The following is a 14,944-nucleotide window of genomic DNA, read 5'->3' as shown; positions in this document are numbered from 1 at the left end:
TCAATTCCGCGACCCGCACACCCGACAGTCGCTGCGCTTCTTCACGCCGATGGTCCGGACCTCGGCGTAGAGAGCGTCGTAGATCATCAGTCGACCGCGAAGCGGTTCACCCGTCCGGGCGATCAGCTTCACTGTCTCGACTGCCATCATGGCACCCAGAACGCCTGGCAATGGACCGAGGACGCCGCCTTCGGCGCAGGATGGAGCAAGGCCCCTCGCCGCGGGTTCAGGGAAGACGCAGGCATAGCAGGGGGCGTCCCGTGCGGGATCGAAAACGCTGATCTGACCTTCCCACTGGCTGATGGCGGCAGAGACCAGCGGCTTGCCCTGGGCCACGGCCACCTCGTTCACCAGATAGCGCGTCGCGACATCGTCCGTGCCGTCCAGGATGATGTCGTAGTCGTCGACAAGTTCTGCAGCGATGTCGCCGGTCAGGCGGCGGTGATAAGGCCGGACCGCGATGTGCGGGTTCTGCGCGAGCATCGCCTCGCGTGCGGAAAAGACCTTCGGCATCCCGACCCTTGCATCGATGTGGATCACCTGACGCTGAAGGTTGGAGTTGTCGACGGTATCGTGGTCGATCACGCCGATGGTCCCCACGCCGGCCGCCGCGAGATACTGAAGCGCCGGTGCGCCAAGTCCGCCCGCGCCGATGACGAGGACGCGCGCCTCCTTCAGCCGCTTCTGCCCCGGGCCGCCGATTTCGCGCAGGACGATGTGGCGGGCATTGCGCTCCAGTTCGGACGACGACGTGTCGCGCGGCGGGGACACGGCATCCGAGTGAGCGGGTCGCGCGCGATCCCGGAGACGGCGAATCCAGACCGCGTAGAGCCCTGCGGCAGCGGCAACCGCTCCGATGATCAGCCAGACATCCGCGCTTCGGCCCGTCGCCATTCGCACGGGATGCTCGTCCGGCAAAAGCAGGTGGATACCGAGGACCGCGACATAGAGCGCGATCATCAGATAGATCCGGCGCGCCCGGGGCACCTTGAGGAAAGCTCCGAGGACCCAGAGGGCGGCCGCCAAGGCGAGGACCAGCGCCATCAGCGCCGCCCCGTGGAGCCGAAGCCGCCGGTTCCTCTCGCCGTGTCGGAAAGCGTCTCGGCAAGCTCGAACCTTGCCTGCGCGACGGGCGCGACGACGGCCTGGGCAATGCGGTCGCCATGCCCGATGTGAATGGGCGCATCGCCCAGGTTTGCGAGGATCACCCCGAGCGGTCCACGATAGTCGCTGTCGACCGTGCCGGGCGCGTTCGGGATCGACAGGCCGTGCCTCAGTGCTGCGCCCGACCGGGGGCGGACCTGCAACTCAAAGCCGTCCGGCACCTCGACCATGAGGCCGGTGGGAACAAGCCGCCGCTCACCTGGGCGAAGGGTCACGCCGCCTCGATCCTCGAGCGGGAAGTTCGCGCGGAGATCCGCCCCCGCCGCCCCTGCGGTCTCGTAGGTCGGCAGCGGCAGAGCCGTATCCGCCCCCGGCAGCCAGGCCATCCGCACGACAGGCGTCATTCCAGCGCGTCGGCTATACGATTGGCGAGGCGCCTCGCCACCTGCTCCTTCGTGGCACGGGGCCAGGCTTCGGCGCCGCTGTCGTCGATAACGGTGACGGCGTTCTCGGTCCCGCCCATGATGCCGGTCGCGGGAGAAACGTCGTTCGCCACGATCCAGTCGCACCCCTTTCGGGCCCGCTTGGCGGTGGCGTTGGCGACCACGTCATCCGTCTCGGCGGCGAAACCTATGACGAGGCGCGGTCTGCCCCCGGTCATGCGGGAGACCGTCGCCAGGATGTCCGGGTTCTCGTCAAGCGACAGAGACGGAGGAGATCCGCTTCCGTCCTTCTTGATCTTCGACCCCGAGGATGAGGACACGCGCCAGTCCGCCACGGCAGCGGCAAAGACCGCCGCGTCGGCAGGAAGCGCAGCCTCGACCGCCTTCAGCATCTCGCGCGCCGTCTCGACCCGAACGACCGAGACGCCCTCTGGCGGCGCCGCCGTGGCGGGTCCCGTGATGAAGGTCACCTTCGCTCCAAGTCGGACGAGCGCCGCTCCTATGGCCGTGCCCTGCGCGCCGGACGAGCGATTGGCGATATAGCGCACCGGATCGATCGGTTCGTGCGTCGGCCCGGAGGTGACGAGGATGTGCCTGCCCGACAGCGGACCTCTCCCCAGCCTGTCGACAATCGCCTCGAGGATCGCCGTCGGCTCGGCCATCCGGCCAGGTCCGTGCTCGCCGCAGGCCATGTCACCCTCGTCCGGTCCGACGCGGGCAATGCCGTCCGCTTCGAGAGTGGCAAGGTTCCGCTGCGTGGCGGGGTGCAACCACATCCGGACGTTCATGGCGGGCGCCATCAGTACCGGTGTGTCGGTTGCCACGAGCAGGGTCGATGCAAGGTCGTCGGCGTGGCCCTGCGCCATCTTCGCCATCAGGTCCGCGGTGGCCGGGGCGACGACAAGCAGATCGGCCGAGCGCGACAATTCGATGTGGCCCATCTCGGCCTCGTCGGTCAGGTCGAAGAGGTCGGTGAAGACCTTCTCGGCGGCAAGGGCCGAGGCCGAAAGCGGGGTGACGAATTCCTGCGCCGCGCGGGTCAGGACCGGCGTGACCGACCCGCCCGCCTTTCGAATGAGACGGATCAGCTCGAGCGCCTTGTAGGCCGCGATGCCACCGCCGACGATGAGGAGTATGCGCTTGCCGTGGAGCATGGGTCCGCCTTTCCGCACACAGTGTTAGGGGGACGCATCCGCCGGGGCAAGATGCTGGGCAGTCCGGGACATGCCTGGTGCAGGTCGCAAAAAAATGGCCGGCGTAAGCCGGCCGAGGGGGGATACGAGGGACGTAGCCGGGATCAGACGAGAAATCCGTAGACTTCGCGCGATTGGGATTCGAGGTTCTTGCGCATCTTCGCGAAGGCTGCAGCCTCGAGCTGGCGGACACGCTCTTTTGACAATCCAAGCTCGGCGCCGAGGCTTTCGAGGGTGCGGGGATCCTCGCGAAGCTTCCGCTCGCGAACGATAAAGCGCTCGCGATCGTTCAGCGCGGAAAGTGCCTGGACGAGCCAACTCCGCAATGTCTGGATATCGCGCGTCTGTTCGACCGTCTCGGACTGGCGGGCGGTTTCATCCTCCAAGGTCTCGATCCACTCGCGACCTTCGTCGTCTGCGGACTGGGTCGCGTTGAGCGAGAAATCGGAACCAGAAAGGCGCCCTTCCATCATTTCGACATCGTGGAGCGGGACGCCAACTTCCTTGGCGATCATTTCCCGCATCCGGTGGCGGTCGGGCAGGTCTCCGCGACCTGCCGCCTCACGCTCGATGCGGGCCTGAACGCGGCGCATGTTGAAGAAAAGGGACTTCTGCGACGAGGTCGATCCGGTGCGAACCATCGACCAGTTGCGCATCACGTAGTCCTGAATCGACGCCTTGATCCACCACACGGCATAGGTCGAAAAGCGCACGCCGCGGTCGGGATCGAACTTCTCGGCCGCCTTCATCAGACCAAGGCCCGCCTCCTGAATGAGATCGTTCATCGGAGCGCCATAGCGGCGAAACTTCGCGGCCATCGAAATGGCAAGCCGCATGTAGGCGTTGATGAGGCGGTGAAGGGCTTCCACGTCGTGTTCATCGCGCCAGGCGTATGCGAGACGAAGCTCGGTTTCGGCATCGAGAAGCTCGGCCTTCATGGCCTTGCGCGACAGCGACTGGTCTATCGTTGTATCCATGGCGCTCTCCCTGATTGCCTTCTCGTTACGACACCGGCTTTCAGTCGGATCAATTCGCCGCGGCGGCATCGGTTCCATCTTCCCGTGGATCTACGACCAAAGGCGGAGTTTCTGGCCGTTCCGACCGACCAAGCTCCTCGAGGCGCATCAGCGTTAATCCAGCCTTAACGGCGAGCGCCGACAAATCGGGCGAAACCGGTCGGGACAGCATGATCGCCCAAACCTACACCGTCGCCTTCGAAGGCATCGACGCCCGGCTGGTGCAGGTTCAATGCGCCCTGTCGCCAGGGGTTCCGCATTTCTCGCTGGTCGGTCTGCCCGACAAGGCCGTCAGCGAGGCGAAGGAGCGCGTGCGCGCTGCTCTCAACACGCTCTCGATCGCGCTTCCGCCCAGGCGGATCACCATAAACCTCTCGCCGGCCGACTTGCCGAAAGAAGGGTCGCATTTCGATCTTCCCATTGCGCTCGCTCTTCTGGCCGCCATCGGGATCCTGCCTCCCGACGCGGTAGAGGGGCTGGTGTCACTTGGAGAGTTATCGCTCGACGGGATGCTGGTCCCCGTGGCGGGGGCACTTCCCGCGGCGCTTGCGGCGGCGGAAGCCGGGCGCAGCCTGCTCTGCCCCGAGGCTTCGGGTGCCGAGGCGGCCTGGGTCGGCGATACGCCTGTTGTGGCGCCGCGCGATCTGGGCGCGGCCATTCAGCACCTGACGGGCGCGCGACCGATCGACATCAGCGTGCCCGGCGAAGTCTCGGCGCATCACTCCGGTCGCGACCTCTCGGAGGTGAAGGGGCAGGAGCGGGCGAAGCGTGCCCTGGAAATCGCCGCCGCCGGGCGCCACCACATGCTGCTCGTCGGACCGCCCGGCTCCGGCAAGTCGATGCTCGCGGCGCGTCTCCCCGGCATCCTGCCCGATCTCAGCCCCGAAGAGGCGCTCCAGACCTCCATGGTGCATTCACTTGCAGGGCTGATCGAGGACGGCGGCATCTCGCGACGCCGGCCCTTCCGCGCGCCGCACCACACCGCGTCGATGGCAGCCATCGTCGGCGGTGGAAAGGGCGCCAAGCCGGGGGAGATCAGCCTCGCCCACAACGGCGTCCTCTTCATGGATGAGTTCCCGGAGTATACCCGAGGCGTGCTCGAAACGCTGCGCCAGCCGATCGAAACAGGCGACGTCGTGGTCGCCCGCGCCAACGCGCATGTGCGATACCCTTGCCGCTTCCTGCTGATCGCCGCGGCGAACCCGTGCAAGTGCGGTCACCTCGCGGACGCCGCCCGTGCCTGCAACCGCGCGCCGAACTGTGGCGAGGATTACATGGGACGGATCTCGGGGCCGCTGATGGACCGTTTCGATCTCAGGGTCGATGTACCGCCCGTGTCGTTCCAGGATCTCGACCTGCCCGCCGACGGCGAGCCTTCGGCCGCGATCGCGCGCCGGGTCGCCGCGGCACGGACGGCCCAGGCCCGGCGCTTCGCGGATCATCCCGAGGTCACCGTCAACGCCGATGCCGAGGGAACGCTGCTCGAAGCTGTCGCGACACCCGACGCCGAGGGGCGCGCCCTCCTGCTGACGGCGGCCGAGCGGGTGGGCCTTTCGGCGCGGGGCTATCATCGCGTGATCCGCGTCGCCCGGACCATCGCGGACCTCGACGGCAGCGACGACGTCCGCAAACCTCACGTGGCCGAGGCGATCAGCTTCCGGATCCCGAGCGCGGCAGGCTGAGCCGGGTCTCGACGAAGGCCGCGACGTGCCGCAGCGCCTCGCGCGCTTCCGGCACCCAGCCATCGAGCATCTGCCAGACATGCGGCGCGTCCGGCCATGTCTCAACCGTCACGTCCGTCCCCGCCTCGCGCAGACGGTCGGCCAGGCGCATCGTGTCGTCACGCAGAATCTCGGTATCGCTGACCTGAAGGAGCACAGGCGTCCCAAGGCCCGCCTGCGCGAAGAGGGGCGATACCCGAGGGTCCGAGGGGTCGGCGTCCGCCAGCACCAGGTTGACAAGCTCGCCCGCCCGGTCGGCCGGAAGTAGACAGTCCCGCTCCGCGTTTGCACCGAGCGACTGCCCCGTCAGTGTGAGATCCGTCCAGGGTGAAAAGGCGAACGCGCCACGCGGCGCGTCGTCGGGGTCGAGGGCAGCGCGCACGGCGAGGGCGAGGCCGCCGCCCGCGCTATCGCCGCCGATGACCCAGGGCGTGCCGCTGAGAGCGCGTGCCGCGCGCAGCGCATCATCGAAGGCCGCCGGAAAACGATGCTCGGGCGCGAGACGGTAGTCCGGCATCAGGACACGCCGCCCGCTGAGGTCCGCGAGACGCGCCATCATCGCCCGATGCGTGCGGGGGCTGCCGGCCACATAGCCCCCGCCGTGAAGAAAGAGGATGACACCCTCGCCGGTCACTCGCCTTGGGAGGATCTCCAGGGCGGGCACGCCACCGAGGTCGATCTTGCGCTCGTCGTGACGCGGGCCGTGCAGGAAGATGCGACAGGCCAACTCGAGGTCGCGCCCCGCCGCCTCGGGGGTCCGTGTGCGATCCAGGAGAGCACGACCCGCCGCAACACACGATTCAGGATCGCGAGCCGCAGGCTTATGCGCCGCGCGTCATCCTGCGAGGCGGGCGTCGATCGCATCCCAGATCGCCCCGGCGGCATTTATCCCGTCGAACCGCTCCAGTTCCTGAAGGCCCGTGGGCGAGGTCACGTTGATCTCGGTCAGGTAGTCGCCGATGACGTCGATGCCGACGAAGACCTGCCCCTTTTCCCGCAGGAGCGGCCCGATTTCGGCGCAGATCTCCTGGTCCCGCGCAGTCAGCCCCACCTTCACCGCCGTTCCGCCGACATGGAGGTTCGACCGCGTCTCTCCCTCGGGCGGGACGCGGTTGATGGCGCCGATGGGTTCACCGTCCACCAGGATGATACGCTTGTCGCCGTTCGACACATCGGGAATGAACTTCTGCGCGATCAGGGGTTCGCGGGTCATGCTCGCGAAAAGCTCGTGCAGCGAGACGAGGTTGCGATCATCGGGCGTCATACGGAAGACGCCCGCGCCGCCGTTGCCGTAGAGCGGCTTCAGGATGATATCGCCGTGCGCCTTGCGGAAGGCACGGATCGCATCGAGGTCGCGGGCGATCATCGTGGGCGGGGTCAGATCGGGAAACTGAAGGACGAGGAGCTTCTCGGGGAAATTCCGCACCCAGAAAGGATCGTTCACGACCAGCGTCCGGCCTCCGATCCGTTCCAGGATGTGGGTCGTCGTGATGTACCCCATGTCGAAAGGCGGGTCCTGGCGCAGCCAGACCACGTCGAACGTTGCAAGGTCGACCGTCGCGTCCTGGCCGAGAGTGAAGTGGTTTCCCTTCTCCCGACGGACCGTCAGGGGCCAGCCGCGCGCGGTCACACGGCCTTCGTTCCACGCAAGCTTGTCGGGATGGTAATAGAACAGGTCCGCCCCCCGCGACTGAGCTTCCTCGGCAAGACGGAACGTGGAATCGGCGTCGATGTTGATCGAGCCGATCGGGTCCATCTGGATGGCGACCTTCATGGCGTGTCCCCCTTGGTGCGCGGCTGTTTTCGCGCAGGACGTGACGAAGGGCAATCGGGGATTGATCGATCAGACCAGGGAGACGTTTTCGATCACGGCGATCCGGCCAGCACCATCGACAAGCGCAAGATCGACGCGAGCGCAGGCAAGGCCGCTGTCATGGTCGGCGAGCCAGGCTTCGGCCGATGCGCAGATGCGGGCGAGCTGGGTCCCAGAAAGACGCATTGCGGCTTCGTCATGCGTCTCCGCCTTCTTGACCTCGACGAAGACGATGTCGACGCCCTGCACGCAGACGAGGTCGATCTCGCCACCCGGACCCCTCCACCGTCGGGCGACAACCCGGGCCCCCAGCCCTTCGTAGTGCCGCGCGACGCCGTCTTCGGCGGCAACCCCGTCCTCATAGCTGGCGCGCCCGGTCTGGCGTCGTGCATCAAGCGCGGGGGGAAGGATTTCGGTCGACATGCGTGCACCCTGGCGCGCAAGGGCTTAACGCCCCGCTAATTCGAGTTGAACCCGAGACCCATCTGGTAGAGATCGCGCCGCGACACGCCGAAACGATCTGCCACCTCGCGCGCCGCCTCTTTCAGAGGCTTCGATGCCAGCGCTTCCTTCAGGGCGTCCGCAAGCTCCTGCTCTGACGCCTCGTTCGTTCCCTCTCCGATGCAGAGCACGATCTCGCCTCGCGGCGGGTCGGCCACGGCACCTTCCGCCAGGCTCTCGAGCGTTCCGCGCCGCGTCTCCTCGAACTTCTTAGTGATCTCGCGGCAGAGCGCGGCCGGCCGGCTGCCGCCCAGCACCTCTACCGCGGCCGCAAGGGTCGCGGCGACGCGCTTGGGGCTTTCGTAGAGGACGAGCGTCCCCGGCGCCTCCGCCAATTCCGCAAGGAATCGGCGACGGGGTCCGGCGGCGTTCGGCGGAAACCCCGCGAAGGTGAAACGATCCGACGGCAGGCCCGCGATGGTCAAGGCCGCCACCACCGCTGAAGGGCCCGGCGCCGTCGTAACGGGCAGACCTTCCGCGATGGCGGCGCGCGCAAGCACGAATCCCGGATCGGCGACCAGTGGCGTTCCCGCCTCGGAGGCGTAGGCGACAGAGCGGCCCTCCCGAAGAAAGGCCAGGAGCCTCGGTCGCGCTTCGGGACCGTTGTGATCGTGGTAGGCGACGATCCGCCGCCCGCCAAGCGGGATGCCGTGGATCTCCATCAGGTGGCGAAGGGTCCGCGTATCCTCGGCGGCAAGCACGTCGGCGTCGCGCAGGATGTCCAGCGCCCGCAGGGTGATGTCACGCGCATTGCCAAGGGGGGTCGCGACGAAGTAGAGACCCGGCGCAAGGACGGCCCGCCCGTCACCCGCACTCACCGCCTTGCCCGCGATTTACTTGGCCCTGGGTTTTGCATAGGGTCGCGCCGTCCTGTATCCGCCCGAGGAGAGAAAGCCGATGGTCGCCCTTTTGACGCTCCGCCGCAAGGTTCTGGCCGCGCTCGGCGCCTTCGCCGCGCTTGCAGTTCTGTCCGCCTGCGACGTCAACATGTCTGGTGGCGGCGGCGGTCCGATCCTCAACAACACGCGTGCCGTCCCGGTGGCGCTGCTGATTCCCAAGTCGTCGCCGAATGGCGCGGCCGTGGCGCAGTCGCTGGAAAACGCGGCCAGGCTTGCCGTTCAGGATCTGGGCGACCGCGTCGACATCGACCTCAAGGTCTATGACACGGCCGGCACGCCCGCGGGCGCGGCTGCGGCTGCCAGGCAAGCGCTGGACGACGGCGCGCAGATCTTCCTCGGCCCCCTCTTCGCCGAGGCGGCAAATGCCGCAGGTCAGGTCGCGGCGTCGAGAGGCATCAACGTCCTGAGTTTCTCGAACAACGCCACGATTGCGGGGGGCAACGTCTACATCCTCGGCACGACCTTCCAGAATACGGCGGACCGGTTGGTCAGCCATGCCGCGCGCCAGGGCAAGGGCTCGATCTTCGTCGTGCATGCGCAGGACCCGGCCGAAGTGCAGGGCGCCGACGCCATCCGCCGCGCCGCTTCGGCAAGCGGGGCGCGCATCGCGGGCGTGGCGTCCTTCCCGCTGTCGCAACAGGGCGTCATCGACACCATCCCATCCATCGCCTCCCAGTACCGCTCGTCGGGCGCGAACTCGGTCTTCCTCACGTCCGGGAACTCCGGCGCCCTGCCATTCCTTGCGGAGCTTCTGCCCGAGAACGGCATGGACGCAGCCTCGGCGCAGCTCATCGGCCTCCAGCGCCTCGACGTGCCGTCCAGCGCGCTCTCGCTGAAGGGCCTGCAGGGCGCGTGGTTCGCGACGCCTTCGCCGGCGCTCGTCCAGCAGTTCAACTCGCGCTACGCCGCCGCCTATGGCTCTCAGCCGAACCCCGTGGCCGGCCTCGCCTACGACGGCTTGGCGGCGATCGGCGCACTTCTGGCGCAGGGACGGTCGGACGCTCTCACGGGGTCGGCCCTGACGCAGGGCGCGGGATTTGCGGGCGTCTACGGTCCCTTCAGGTTCCTTGGCGACGGCACGAACGAACGGGGCCTCGCGGTCGCGCAAATCCAGAACAATCAGGTGATCGTGATTGACCCCGCCCCCAGAAGCTTTGGCGGCGCCGGCTTCTAGGCCTGCGGACGCTCCGGACCCGCACGGGTTCGACCGGATCGGCCTGACACCCGCCGCCATCTTCGATGGCGAGGCGGCGTTCGAAGCCATACGCACCGAGTCGCATGGAGGCTCGGCCAAGGAGGTGCGCGCAGCGGCAGTGTCCGTCCTGCGCGACCGGATCAGCACCGGACGCGAGGCCATCGCCGCCGCGCTTGCGGCTCATCCGCTCCAGTCCCGCCCGGCCACGCGCGCCTACTGCTACCTGACCGACGGCGTGGTCCAGACCGTGTTCCGCGCGGCCGAAGCCTGGCTGCATCCGAACCCCAACCCGACCGAGGGCGAGCGCCTCGCGCTTCTTGCGGTCGGAGGCTACGGGCGGGGCGAGATGGCGCCCTTCTCGGACGTCGATCTTCTGTTCGTGATGCCCTGGAAGGTCACGCCCTGGGCCGAGAGCCTGATCGAGAGCATGCTCTACATCTTCTGGGACCTGCACCTGAAGGTCGGGCATGCGACGCGCAGCATCAAGGACTGCGTGAGGCTCGGACGCGAGGATTTCACCATCCGCACCGCGCTTTTGGAACATCGCTACATCATAGGCGACACCAGCCTCGCCGCCGAATTCGACCGCAAGCTCCGCTCGGATCTCTTTCGGAACACCGCATCGGAATTCGTCGAGGCCAAGCTTGTCGAAAGGGCCGCACGGCACCAGAAGCAGGGCGGCCAGCGCTATATGGTCGAGCCGAACGTGAAGGAGGGAAAGGGCGGTCTGCGCGACCTCCAGACCCTGTTCTGGATCGGCAAGTACATCCACGGCGTGCAGGACGCCGCCGAACTCGTCCGGCCGGGCCTCTTCACCCACGAGGAATACCAGCGCTTCCTCGCGGCCGAGACCTTCCTGATGGCCGTGCGCTGCCACCTGCACCTCATCGCGGGCCGCGCAGTCGACCAGCTTGCCTTCGACATGCAGGTCGAGGTGGCGGACCGCATGGGCTACGAGGACAAGGGCGGGAGGCGGGCGGTCGAGCACTTCATGCAGGACTACTTCCGCCATGCGACCGAAGTGGGGGAACTGACGCGCATCTTCCTGACGGCGCTCGAAGCACAGCATGTCAGGACCGCGCCGTCCTTCACCTCGCTCTTCCGTCGCAAGCGGGCGCTGAAGCCCGGTTATGCTCTCAAGCACAACCGTCTCGCGATAGCGGACGACCGGGCCTTCCTGGCCGACAAGCTCAACCTTCTGCGTCTGTTCGAAGAAGCGTTGCGGACGGGCTACCTGATCCACCCGGACGCGATGCGCCTGGTGCGGGCGAACCTGCACCTCATCGACGACGAAATGCGCGCCTGGCCCGAAGCCAACGCGATTTTTATGGACCTGCTTCTGAAGCACGGGAACCCGGAGCGCTCGCTTCGACGCATGAACGAGCTTGGCGTTCTCGGGGCTTTCATCCCCGAATTCGCGCCCGTCGTGGCGATGATGCAATTCAACATGTACCACCACTACACGGTGGACGAGCACACCATCCAATGCATCTCGACCCTCGCCCAGATCGAGCGGGGCGAGCTCCTGGAAGAACTGCCGATCGCCAGCCGCATCCTGAAGGAAGGCGTGAACCGCAAGGTTCTCTACGTCGCGCTTTTCCTCCACGACACAGGCAAGGGACGGGACGAGGATCATTCGGTGCTCGGTGCGCAGATCGCGCGAAAAGTGGCGCCAAGGCTCGGGCTGAAGAAGGAGGAGGCCGAGCAGGTGGAATGGCTCGTGCGCTATCACCTCCTTATGTCGGACATGGCGCAGAAGCGCGACCTGTCAGAACCCCGCACGGTGCGTGACTTCGCGAAGGCGGTGAAGACGAAGAAGGGCCTCGACCTTCTGACCGTGCTGACCGTCTGCGACATCCGCGGCGTGGGTCCGGGCGTCTGGAACAATTGGAAGGCCCAGCTTCTGCGCGACCTCTACCGGCAGACCTCGACCGCCCTCGAGCACGGACTCGAGGCGGTGAACCGGGAAAGCGCGGAAGCCGAAGCCAAGAAGGCCCTGCGGGCCGCCCTTTCGACCTGGGAGGCGAAGGCCCTGCGGCACGAGACGTCGCGGCACTATGGACCCTATTGGCAAGGCCTTCCCGGCGAGACGCACGTCGTCTTCGCGCGGCTTCTCGACGGGATCGAGGATCACCAGATCCGGATCGACGTGAACCAGGACGAGGACCGCGACGCGACGCGGGTCTGCTTTGCCCTGGCCGACCATCCCGGCATCTTCTCGCGACTGGCCGGAGCGCTTGCTCTCGTCGGGGCGAACGTCGTCGATGCGCGCACCTACACCTCGTCCGACGGCTATGCGACCGCCGTATTCTGGATTCAGGACACTGACGGGCACCCCTACGAGTCCGTTCGCCTGCCGCGTCTCAGGGGCATGATCCAGAAAACGCTTCACGGCGAGGTCCTGCCGCGCAAGTCGCTGGCCGACAAGGACCGGATCAAGAAACGCGAACGCGCCTTCCGCGTGCCGACGTCCATCACCTTCGATAACGACGGATCCGAGATCTATACGATCATCGAGGTCGACACCCGCGACCGCCCCGGTCTGCTTTACGATCTCACCCGGACAATGGCCGAGGCCAACGTCTATATCGCCTCGGCCGTCATCGCGACCTATGGCGAGCAGGTCGTGGATACCTTCTACGTCAAGGACATGTTCGGCTTGAAGTATCACACCCAGTCGAAGCAGAAGTCGCTGGAAAAGCGCCTCCGCGAGGCCATCGAAGCCGGCGCCGCAAGGGCGCGTGCGGAATGAGCGAGGCGGTGTGAGCGCCATTCGTCTCGTTTCTGGCGTGATGACCGTCGGCGCATGGACCCTCGCCTCTCGGGTCCTCGGCTTCGCACGCGACATCCTGATCGCGGCATGGCTTGGCACCGGGCCGGTGGCCGAGGCGTTCCTCGTCGCCTTCGCGCTTCCGAACATGTTTCGCCGCTTCTTCGCCGAGGGCGCGTTCAACATGGCATTCGTGCCCCTCTTCTCGAAGAAGCTAGAGGCTGGCACCGATGCCGAGGGTTTCGCACGCGATGCCTTCTCGGGACTGGCGACTGTCCTCGTCGTCCTGACGATCCTCGCCACCATCTTCATGCCCTGGCTCGTTCTCGCCATGGCGTCGGGCTTCGCGGGCGACGAACGGCTGCCGATCGCCGTCACCCTTGGCCGCATCGTCTTTCCCTACATCCTCTTCATTTCTCTCGCCGCCCTCCTCTCGGGCATCCTGAATGCGTCGGGCCGGTTCGTCGCGGCCGCCGCCGCGCCCGTGCTGCTCAACATCATCCTGATCGGAAGCCTTTTGGCGGCCGAGCACGTCTTCGCGGACTTCAGCGTCATCGACGCAGCCGAGGCGGGTGCGACCCACGGCACGCTCCTCGCCTTCGGGGTCATCATCGCCGGCATCGCGCAGATGGCGATGGTCTGGATCGCCGTCCGCCGCGCCGGCTTCGATCTGAGGCCCAAGCGGCCCGTGTGGACGCCCGACCTCAAGCGTCTCGCCCTCATTGCCGGACCGGCCATGCTCGCGGGTGGCGTGGTGCAGGTGAACCTCCTCGTCGGACGGCAGGTCGCCAGCTTCTTCGACGGCGCCATCGCCTGGCTGTCCTACGCCGACCGGCTGTACCAGCTTCCGCTCGGCGTCGTCGGCATCGCCATCGGCATCGTCCTTCTTCCCGACCTGTCGCGCCGCCTCCAGGCTGGCGACACCGAGGGCGGAAGCCACGCCCTGTCGCGCGCGGCCGAGATGTCGCTGGCGCTGGCGGTCCCCGCTGCCGTCGCGTTGGTCGCAATACCCGGCGTCCTCGTCCGCGTCCTGTTCGAGCGTGGGGCTTTCGATGCGGCGGACACCCAGGCCACCGCTCTGATCTGCGCCGTCTACGGACTGGGCTTGCCCGCTTTCGTTCTCCAGAAGGTGCTGCAACCCCTCTATTTCGCCCGCGAGGACACGCGTCGGCCCTTCTACTACGCCCTCGTCGCCTTAGTCGTGAACGCCGGCGTCGCCGTGGGCCTCGTGCCGGTCATCGGCTACCTTGCAGCCGCTCTCGGCACTACGCTCGCGGGATGGGCAATGCTGCTTCTTCTCTGGCACGGGGCGCGAGACATGGGCGACGCGGCGCGCTTCGACGCGAAAGCCAAGGCGCGCTTCGGTCGCATCGTCGTTGCGGCGCTCGTGATGGGCGTGGCGCTCTGGGGACTAGACGCGGCCTTGACGCCGATGACCACCGGACGGGGGGTATCCAAGGCCGTGGGCCTCATCCTTCTCTGTGTCGGAGGTGCGCTGGTCTATGCGGCTGCGGCCGTGGGCCTTGGCGCGTTCTCACTCGCCGAACTCAAGTCCGCCTTCCGCCGTCAGCGCTGACGCAGACGCGCGAACATCCGCGCGAAGGCTCCAGGCGACAGGAAGGGCGTGACCAGAAGCCCGGTGCCGAACCCCGCCAGTTCGGCGATCCAGTCGAGCCCGACGTCGTAGATCACTCCGAAGATCAACTGGAGCCCGAGCAGGAAGCCGATCAGGGAGAAGGCGCGATACTGGTTCTCTCCCCTGGCTCCGTACCCGACCCACAGAAGGAAGGTGTAGGCGCCGATCAGACCGTAGACTGCCGGGTAACCTCCGACGAGCGGGCGGGCCTCGCCGGTCAGGGAATAGAACAGCGCGCCCACGATGGCCGAGGCGAAGAACACGACGAGGACCGCCAGGTTGCCGAAGACCTCTCCCACCAGCTTGCCGAGCGCGAGGAGGAAGACGATCACGAAGATCGCGTGCGTGAACGAGCCATGGACGAAGGGATAGGCCACAAAGCGCAGCATCTCGGGCGACGTCCAGCGCCCGGTTTCCATGAGCCAGTCCAGGAGCGGCGGAAAGACCGACCAGTCCTGGATCGCCTCCGCGCGCCAGCCGATGGCGTCCGGCCCGCCGACAAGACCGCGACCGCCCAGGAACATCAGCGCCTCAGCCGAAAAGATGGCCAGCGCCAGGGCCACCACCGCGGGCGGCAGGGCATTCATCAGAGGTTGTGAGAAATCTTCGTCCTGCATCGCCGCCTCGTCCGCCTCCGGGGCTTCCTTGACGGC

13 protein-coding genes are annotated in these 14,944 nt (G+C 67.0%); 4 read left to right on the top strand and 9 right to left on the bottom strand.

Annotation, left to right across the window (positions count from 1 at the left end):
• The 4 genes from EF888_RS03165 to EF888_RS03150 all read right to left on the bottom strand — a co-directional run bounded on the left by EF888_RS03165 (nt 1) and on the right by EF888_RS03150 (nt 3,717).
• On the bottom strand, nt 1-1,044 hold the full coding sequence (locus tag EF888_RS03165) for a HesA/MoeB/ThiF family protein (protein ID WP_109757414.1): 1,044 nt from the start codon (nt 1,042-1,044) through the stop codon (nt 1-3).
• Nucleotides 1,044-1,508 (bottom strand): dUTP diphosphatase, encoded by a 465-nt coding sequence (gene dut / locus EF888_RS03160; protein WP_109757413.1) that lies wholly within the window; start codon nt 1,506-1,508, stop codon nt 1,044-1,046. The genes EF888_RS03165 and dut overlap by 1 nt, the downstream gene beginning before the upstream one ends.
• Nucleotides 1,505-2,701 carry a bifunctional phosphopantothenoylcysteine decarboxylase/phosphopantothenate--cysteine ligase CoaBC gene (gene coaBC, locus EF888_RS03155; protein ID WP_109757412.1) on the bottom strand — a complete coding sequence of 399 codons (1,197 nt, stop codon included), beginning with the start codon at nt 2,699-2,701 and terminating at the stop codon, nt 1,505-1,507. The genes dut and coaBC overlap by 4 nt, the downstream gene beginning before the upstream one ends.
• Nucleotides 2,702-2,844: 143 nt before the next feature.
• On the bottom strand, nt 2,845-3,717 hold the full coding sequence (locus EF888_RS03150; protein WP_109757411.1) for an RNA polymerase factor sigma-32: 873 nt from the start codon (nt 3,715-3,717) through the stop codon (nt 2,845-2,847).
• Nucleotides 3,718-3,926: 209 nt separating this feature from the next.
• Between EF888_RS03150 and EF888_RS03145 the strand changes: the two genes are divergently transcribed.
• On the top strand, nt 3,927-5,438 hold the full coding sequence (locus tag EF888_RS03145) for a YifB family Mg chelatase-like AAA ATPase (protein ID WP_109757410.1): 1,512 nt from the start codon (nt 3,927-3,929) through the stop codon (nt 5,436-5,438).
• Here EF888_RS03145 and EF888_RS03140 read toward each other — a convergent pair.
• The 4 genes from EF888_RS03140 to rsmI all read right to left on the bottom strand — a co-directional run bounded on the left by EF888_RS03140 (nt 5,407) and on the right by rsmI (nt 8,609).
• On the bottom strand, nt 5,407-6,204 hold the full coding sequence (locus tag EF888_RS03140; protein WP_164721560.1) for an alpha/beta hydrolase: 798 nt from the start codon (nt 6,202-6,204) through the stop codon (nt 5,407-5,409). The genes EF888_RS03145 and EF888_RS03140 overlap by 32 nt on opposite strands.
• A gap of 108 nt (nt 6,205-6,312) precedes the next feature.
• Complete coding sequence (gshB, locus tag EF888_RS03135) at nt 6,313-7,251, bottom strand: glutathione synthase (protein ID WP_109757408.1); 939 nt, start codon at nt 7,249-7,251, stop codon at nt 6,313-6,315.
• Between the two features lie 69 nt (nt 7,252-7,320).
• Nucleotides 7,321-7,713: a YraN family protein gene (locus EF888_RS03130; RefSeq protein ID WP_109757407.1), complete on the bottom strand. Its 393-nt coding sequence runs from the start codon at nt 7,711-7,713 to the stop codon at nt 7,321-7,323.
• Between the two features lie 35 nt (nt 7,714-7,748).
• Entirely contained in the window at nt 7,749-8,609 is an 861-nt protein-coding gene (rsmI, locus tag EF888_RS03125; protein WP_164721559.1) for a 16S rRNA (cytidine(1402)-2'-O)-methyltransferase, read from the bottom strand.
• A 79-nt stretch (nt 8,610-8,688) separates the two neighbouring features.
• Here rsmI and EF888_RS03120 point away from each other — a divergent pair, with 79 nt between their 5' ends.
• Genes EF888_RS03120 through murJ form a run of 3 tightly spaced genes read left to right on the top strand, consistent with a single transcriptional unit; the run spans nt 8,689 to nt 14,231 of the window.
• A complete protein-coding gene (locus EF888_RS03120; RefSeq protein ID WP_109757405.1) occupies nt 8,689-9,864 on the top strand; it encodes a penicillin-binding protein activator in 1,176 nt (391 codons plus the stop codon).
• The gene (locus EF888_RS03115; RefSeq protein ID WP_109757404.1) at nt 9,824-12,637 is read left to right on the top strand and encodes a [protein-PII] uridylyltransferase; all 2,814 of its coding nucleotides are present in this window, start codon (nt 9,824-9,826) and stop codon (nt 12,635-12,637) included. Before EF888_RS03120 ends, EF888_RS03115 begins: the two co-directional genes overlap by 41 nt.
• 10 nt (nt 12,638-12,647) lie before the next feature.
• Complete coding sequence (murJ, locus tag EF888_RS03110) at nt 12,648-14,231, top strand: murein biosynthesis integral membrane protein MurJ (protein WP_109757403.1); 1,584 nt, start codon at nt 12,648-12,650, stop codon at nt 14,229-14,231.
• Here murJ and EF888_RS03105 read toward each other — a convergent pair.
• Nucleotides 14,222-14,908, bottom strand: a complete 687-nt coding sequence (locus tag EF888_RS03105; RefSeq protein ID WP_109757402.1) for a rhomboid family intramembrane serine protease — start codon at nt 14,906-14,908, stop codon at nt 14,222-14,224. The two genes, murJ and EF888_RS03105, sit on opposite strands and share 10 nt — an antisense overlap.
• Nucleotides 14,909-14,944: the final 36 nt, after the last annotated feature.

This window comes from Silicimonas algicola (genome assembly GCF_003970735.1).
In the GTDB taxonomy this organism is placed as follows: domain Bacteria; phylum Pseudomonadota; class Alphaproteobacteria; order Rhodobacterales; family Rhodobacteraceae; genus Silicimonas; species Silicimonas algicola.
This window is presented reverse-complemented; position numbering and strand designations above follow the sequence as displayed.

Excerpts from the sequence above, each read along its gene's own strand:
- EF888_RS03105 (WP_109757402.1), bottom strand. The coding sequence starts at position 14,908 with ATGCAGGACGAAGATTTCTCACAACCTCTGATGAATGCCCTGCCGCCC.
- gshB (WP_109757408.1), bottom strand. The coding sequence starts at position 7,251 with ATGAAGGTCGCCATCCAGATGGACCCGATCGGCTCGATCAACATCGAC.
- dut (WP_109757413.1), bottom strand. The coding sequence starts at position 1,508 with ATGACGCCTGTCGTGCGGATGGCCTGGCTGCCGGGGGCGGATACGGCT.
- EF888_RS03130 (WP_109757407.1), bottom strand. The coding sequence starts at position 7,713 with ATGTCGACCGAAATCCTTCCCCCCGCGCTTGATGCACGACGCCAGACC.
- EF888_RS03120 (WP_109757405.1), top strand. The coding sequence starts at position 8,689 with ATGGTCGCCCTTTTGACGCTCCGCCGCAAGGTTCTGGCCGCGCTCGGC.
- EF888_RS03150 (WP_109757411.1), bottom strand. The coding sequence starts at position 3,717 with ATGGATACAACGATAGACCAGTCGCTGTCGCGCAAGGCCATGAAGGCC.
- EF888_RS03145 (WP_109757410.1), top strand. The coding sequence starts at position 3,927 with ATGATCGCCCAAACCTACACCGTCGCCTTCGAAGGCATCGACGCCCGG.
- EF888_RS03165 (WP_109757414.1), bottom strand. The coding sequence starts at position 1,044 with ATGGCGCTGGTCCTCGCCTTGGCGGCCGCCCTCTGGGTCCTCGGAGCT.
- coaBC (WP_109757412.1), bottom strand. The coding sequence starts at position 2,701 with ATGCTCCACGGCAAGCGCATACTCCTCATCGTCGGCGGTGGCATCGCG.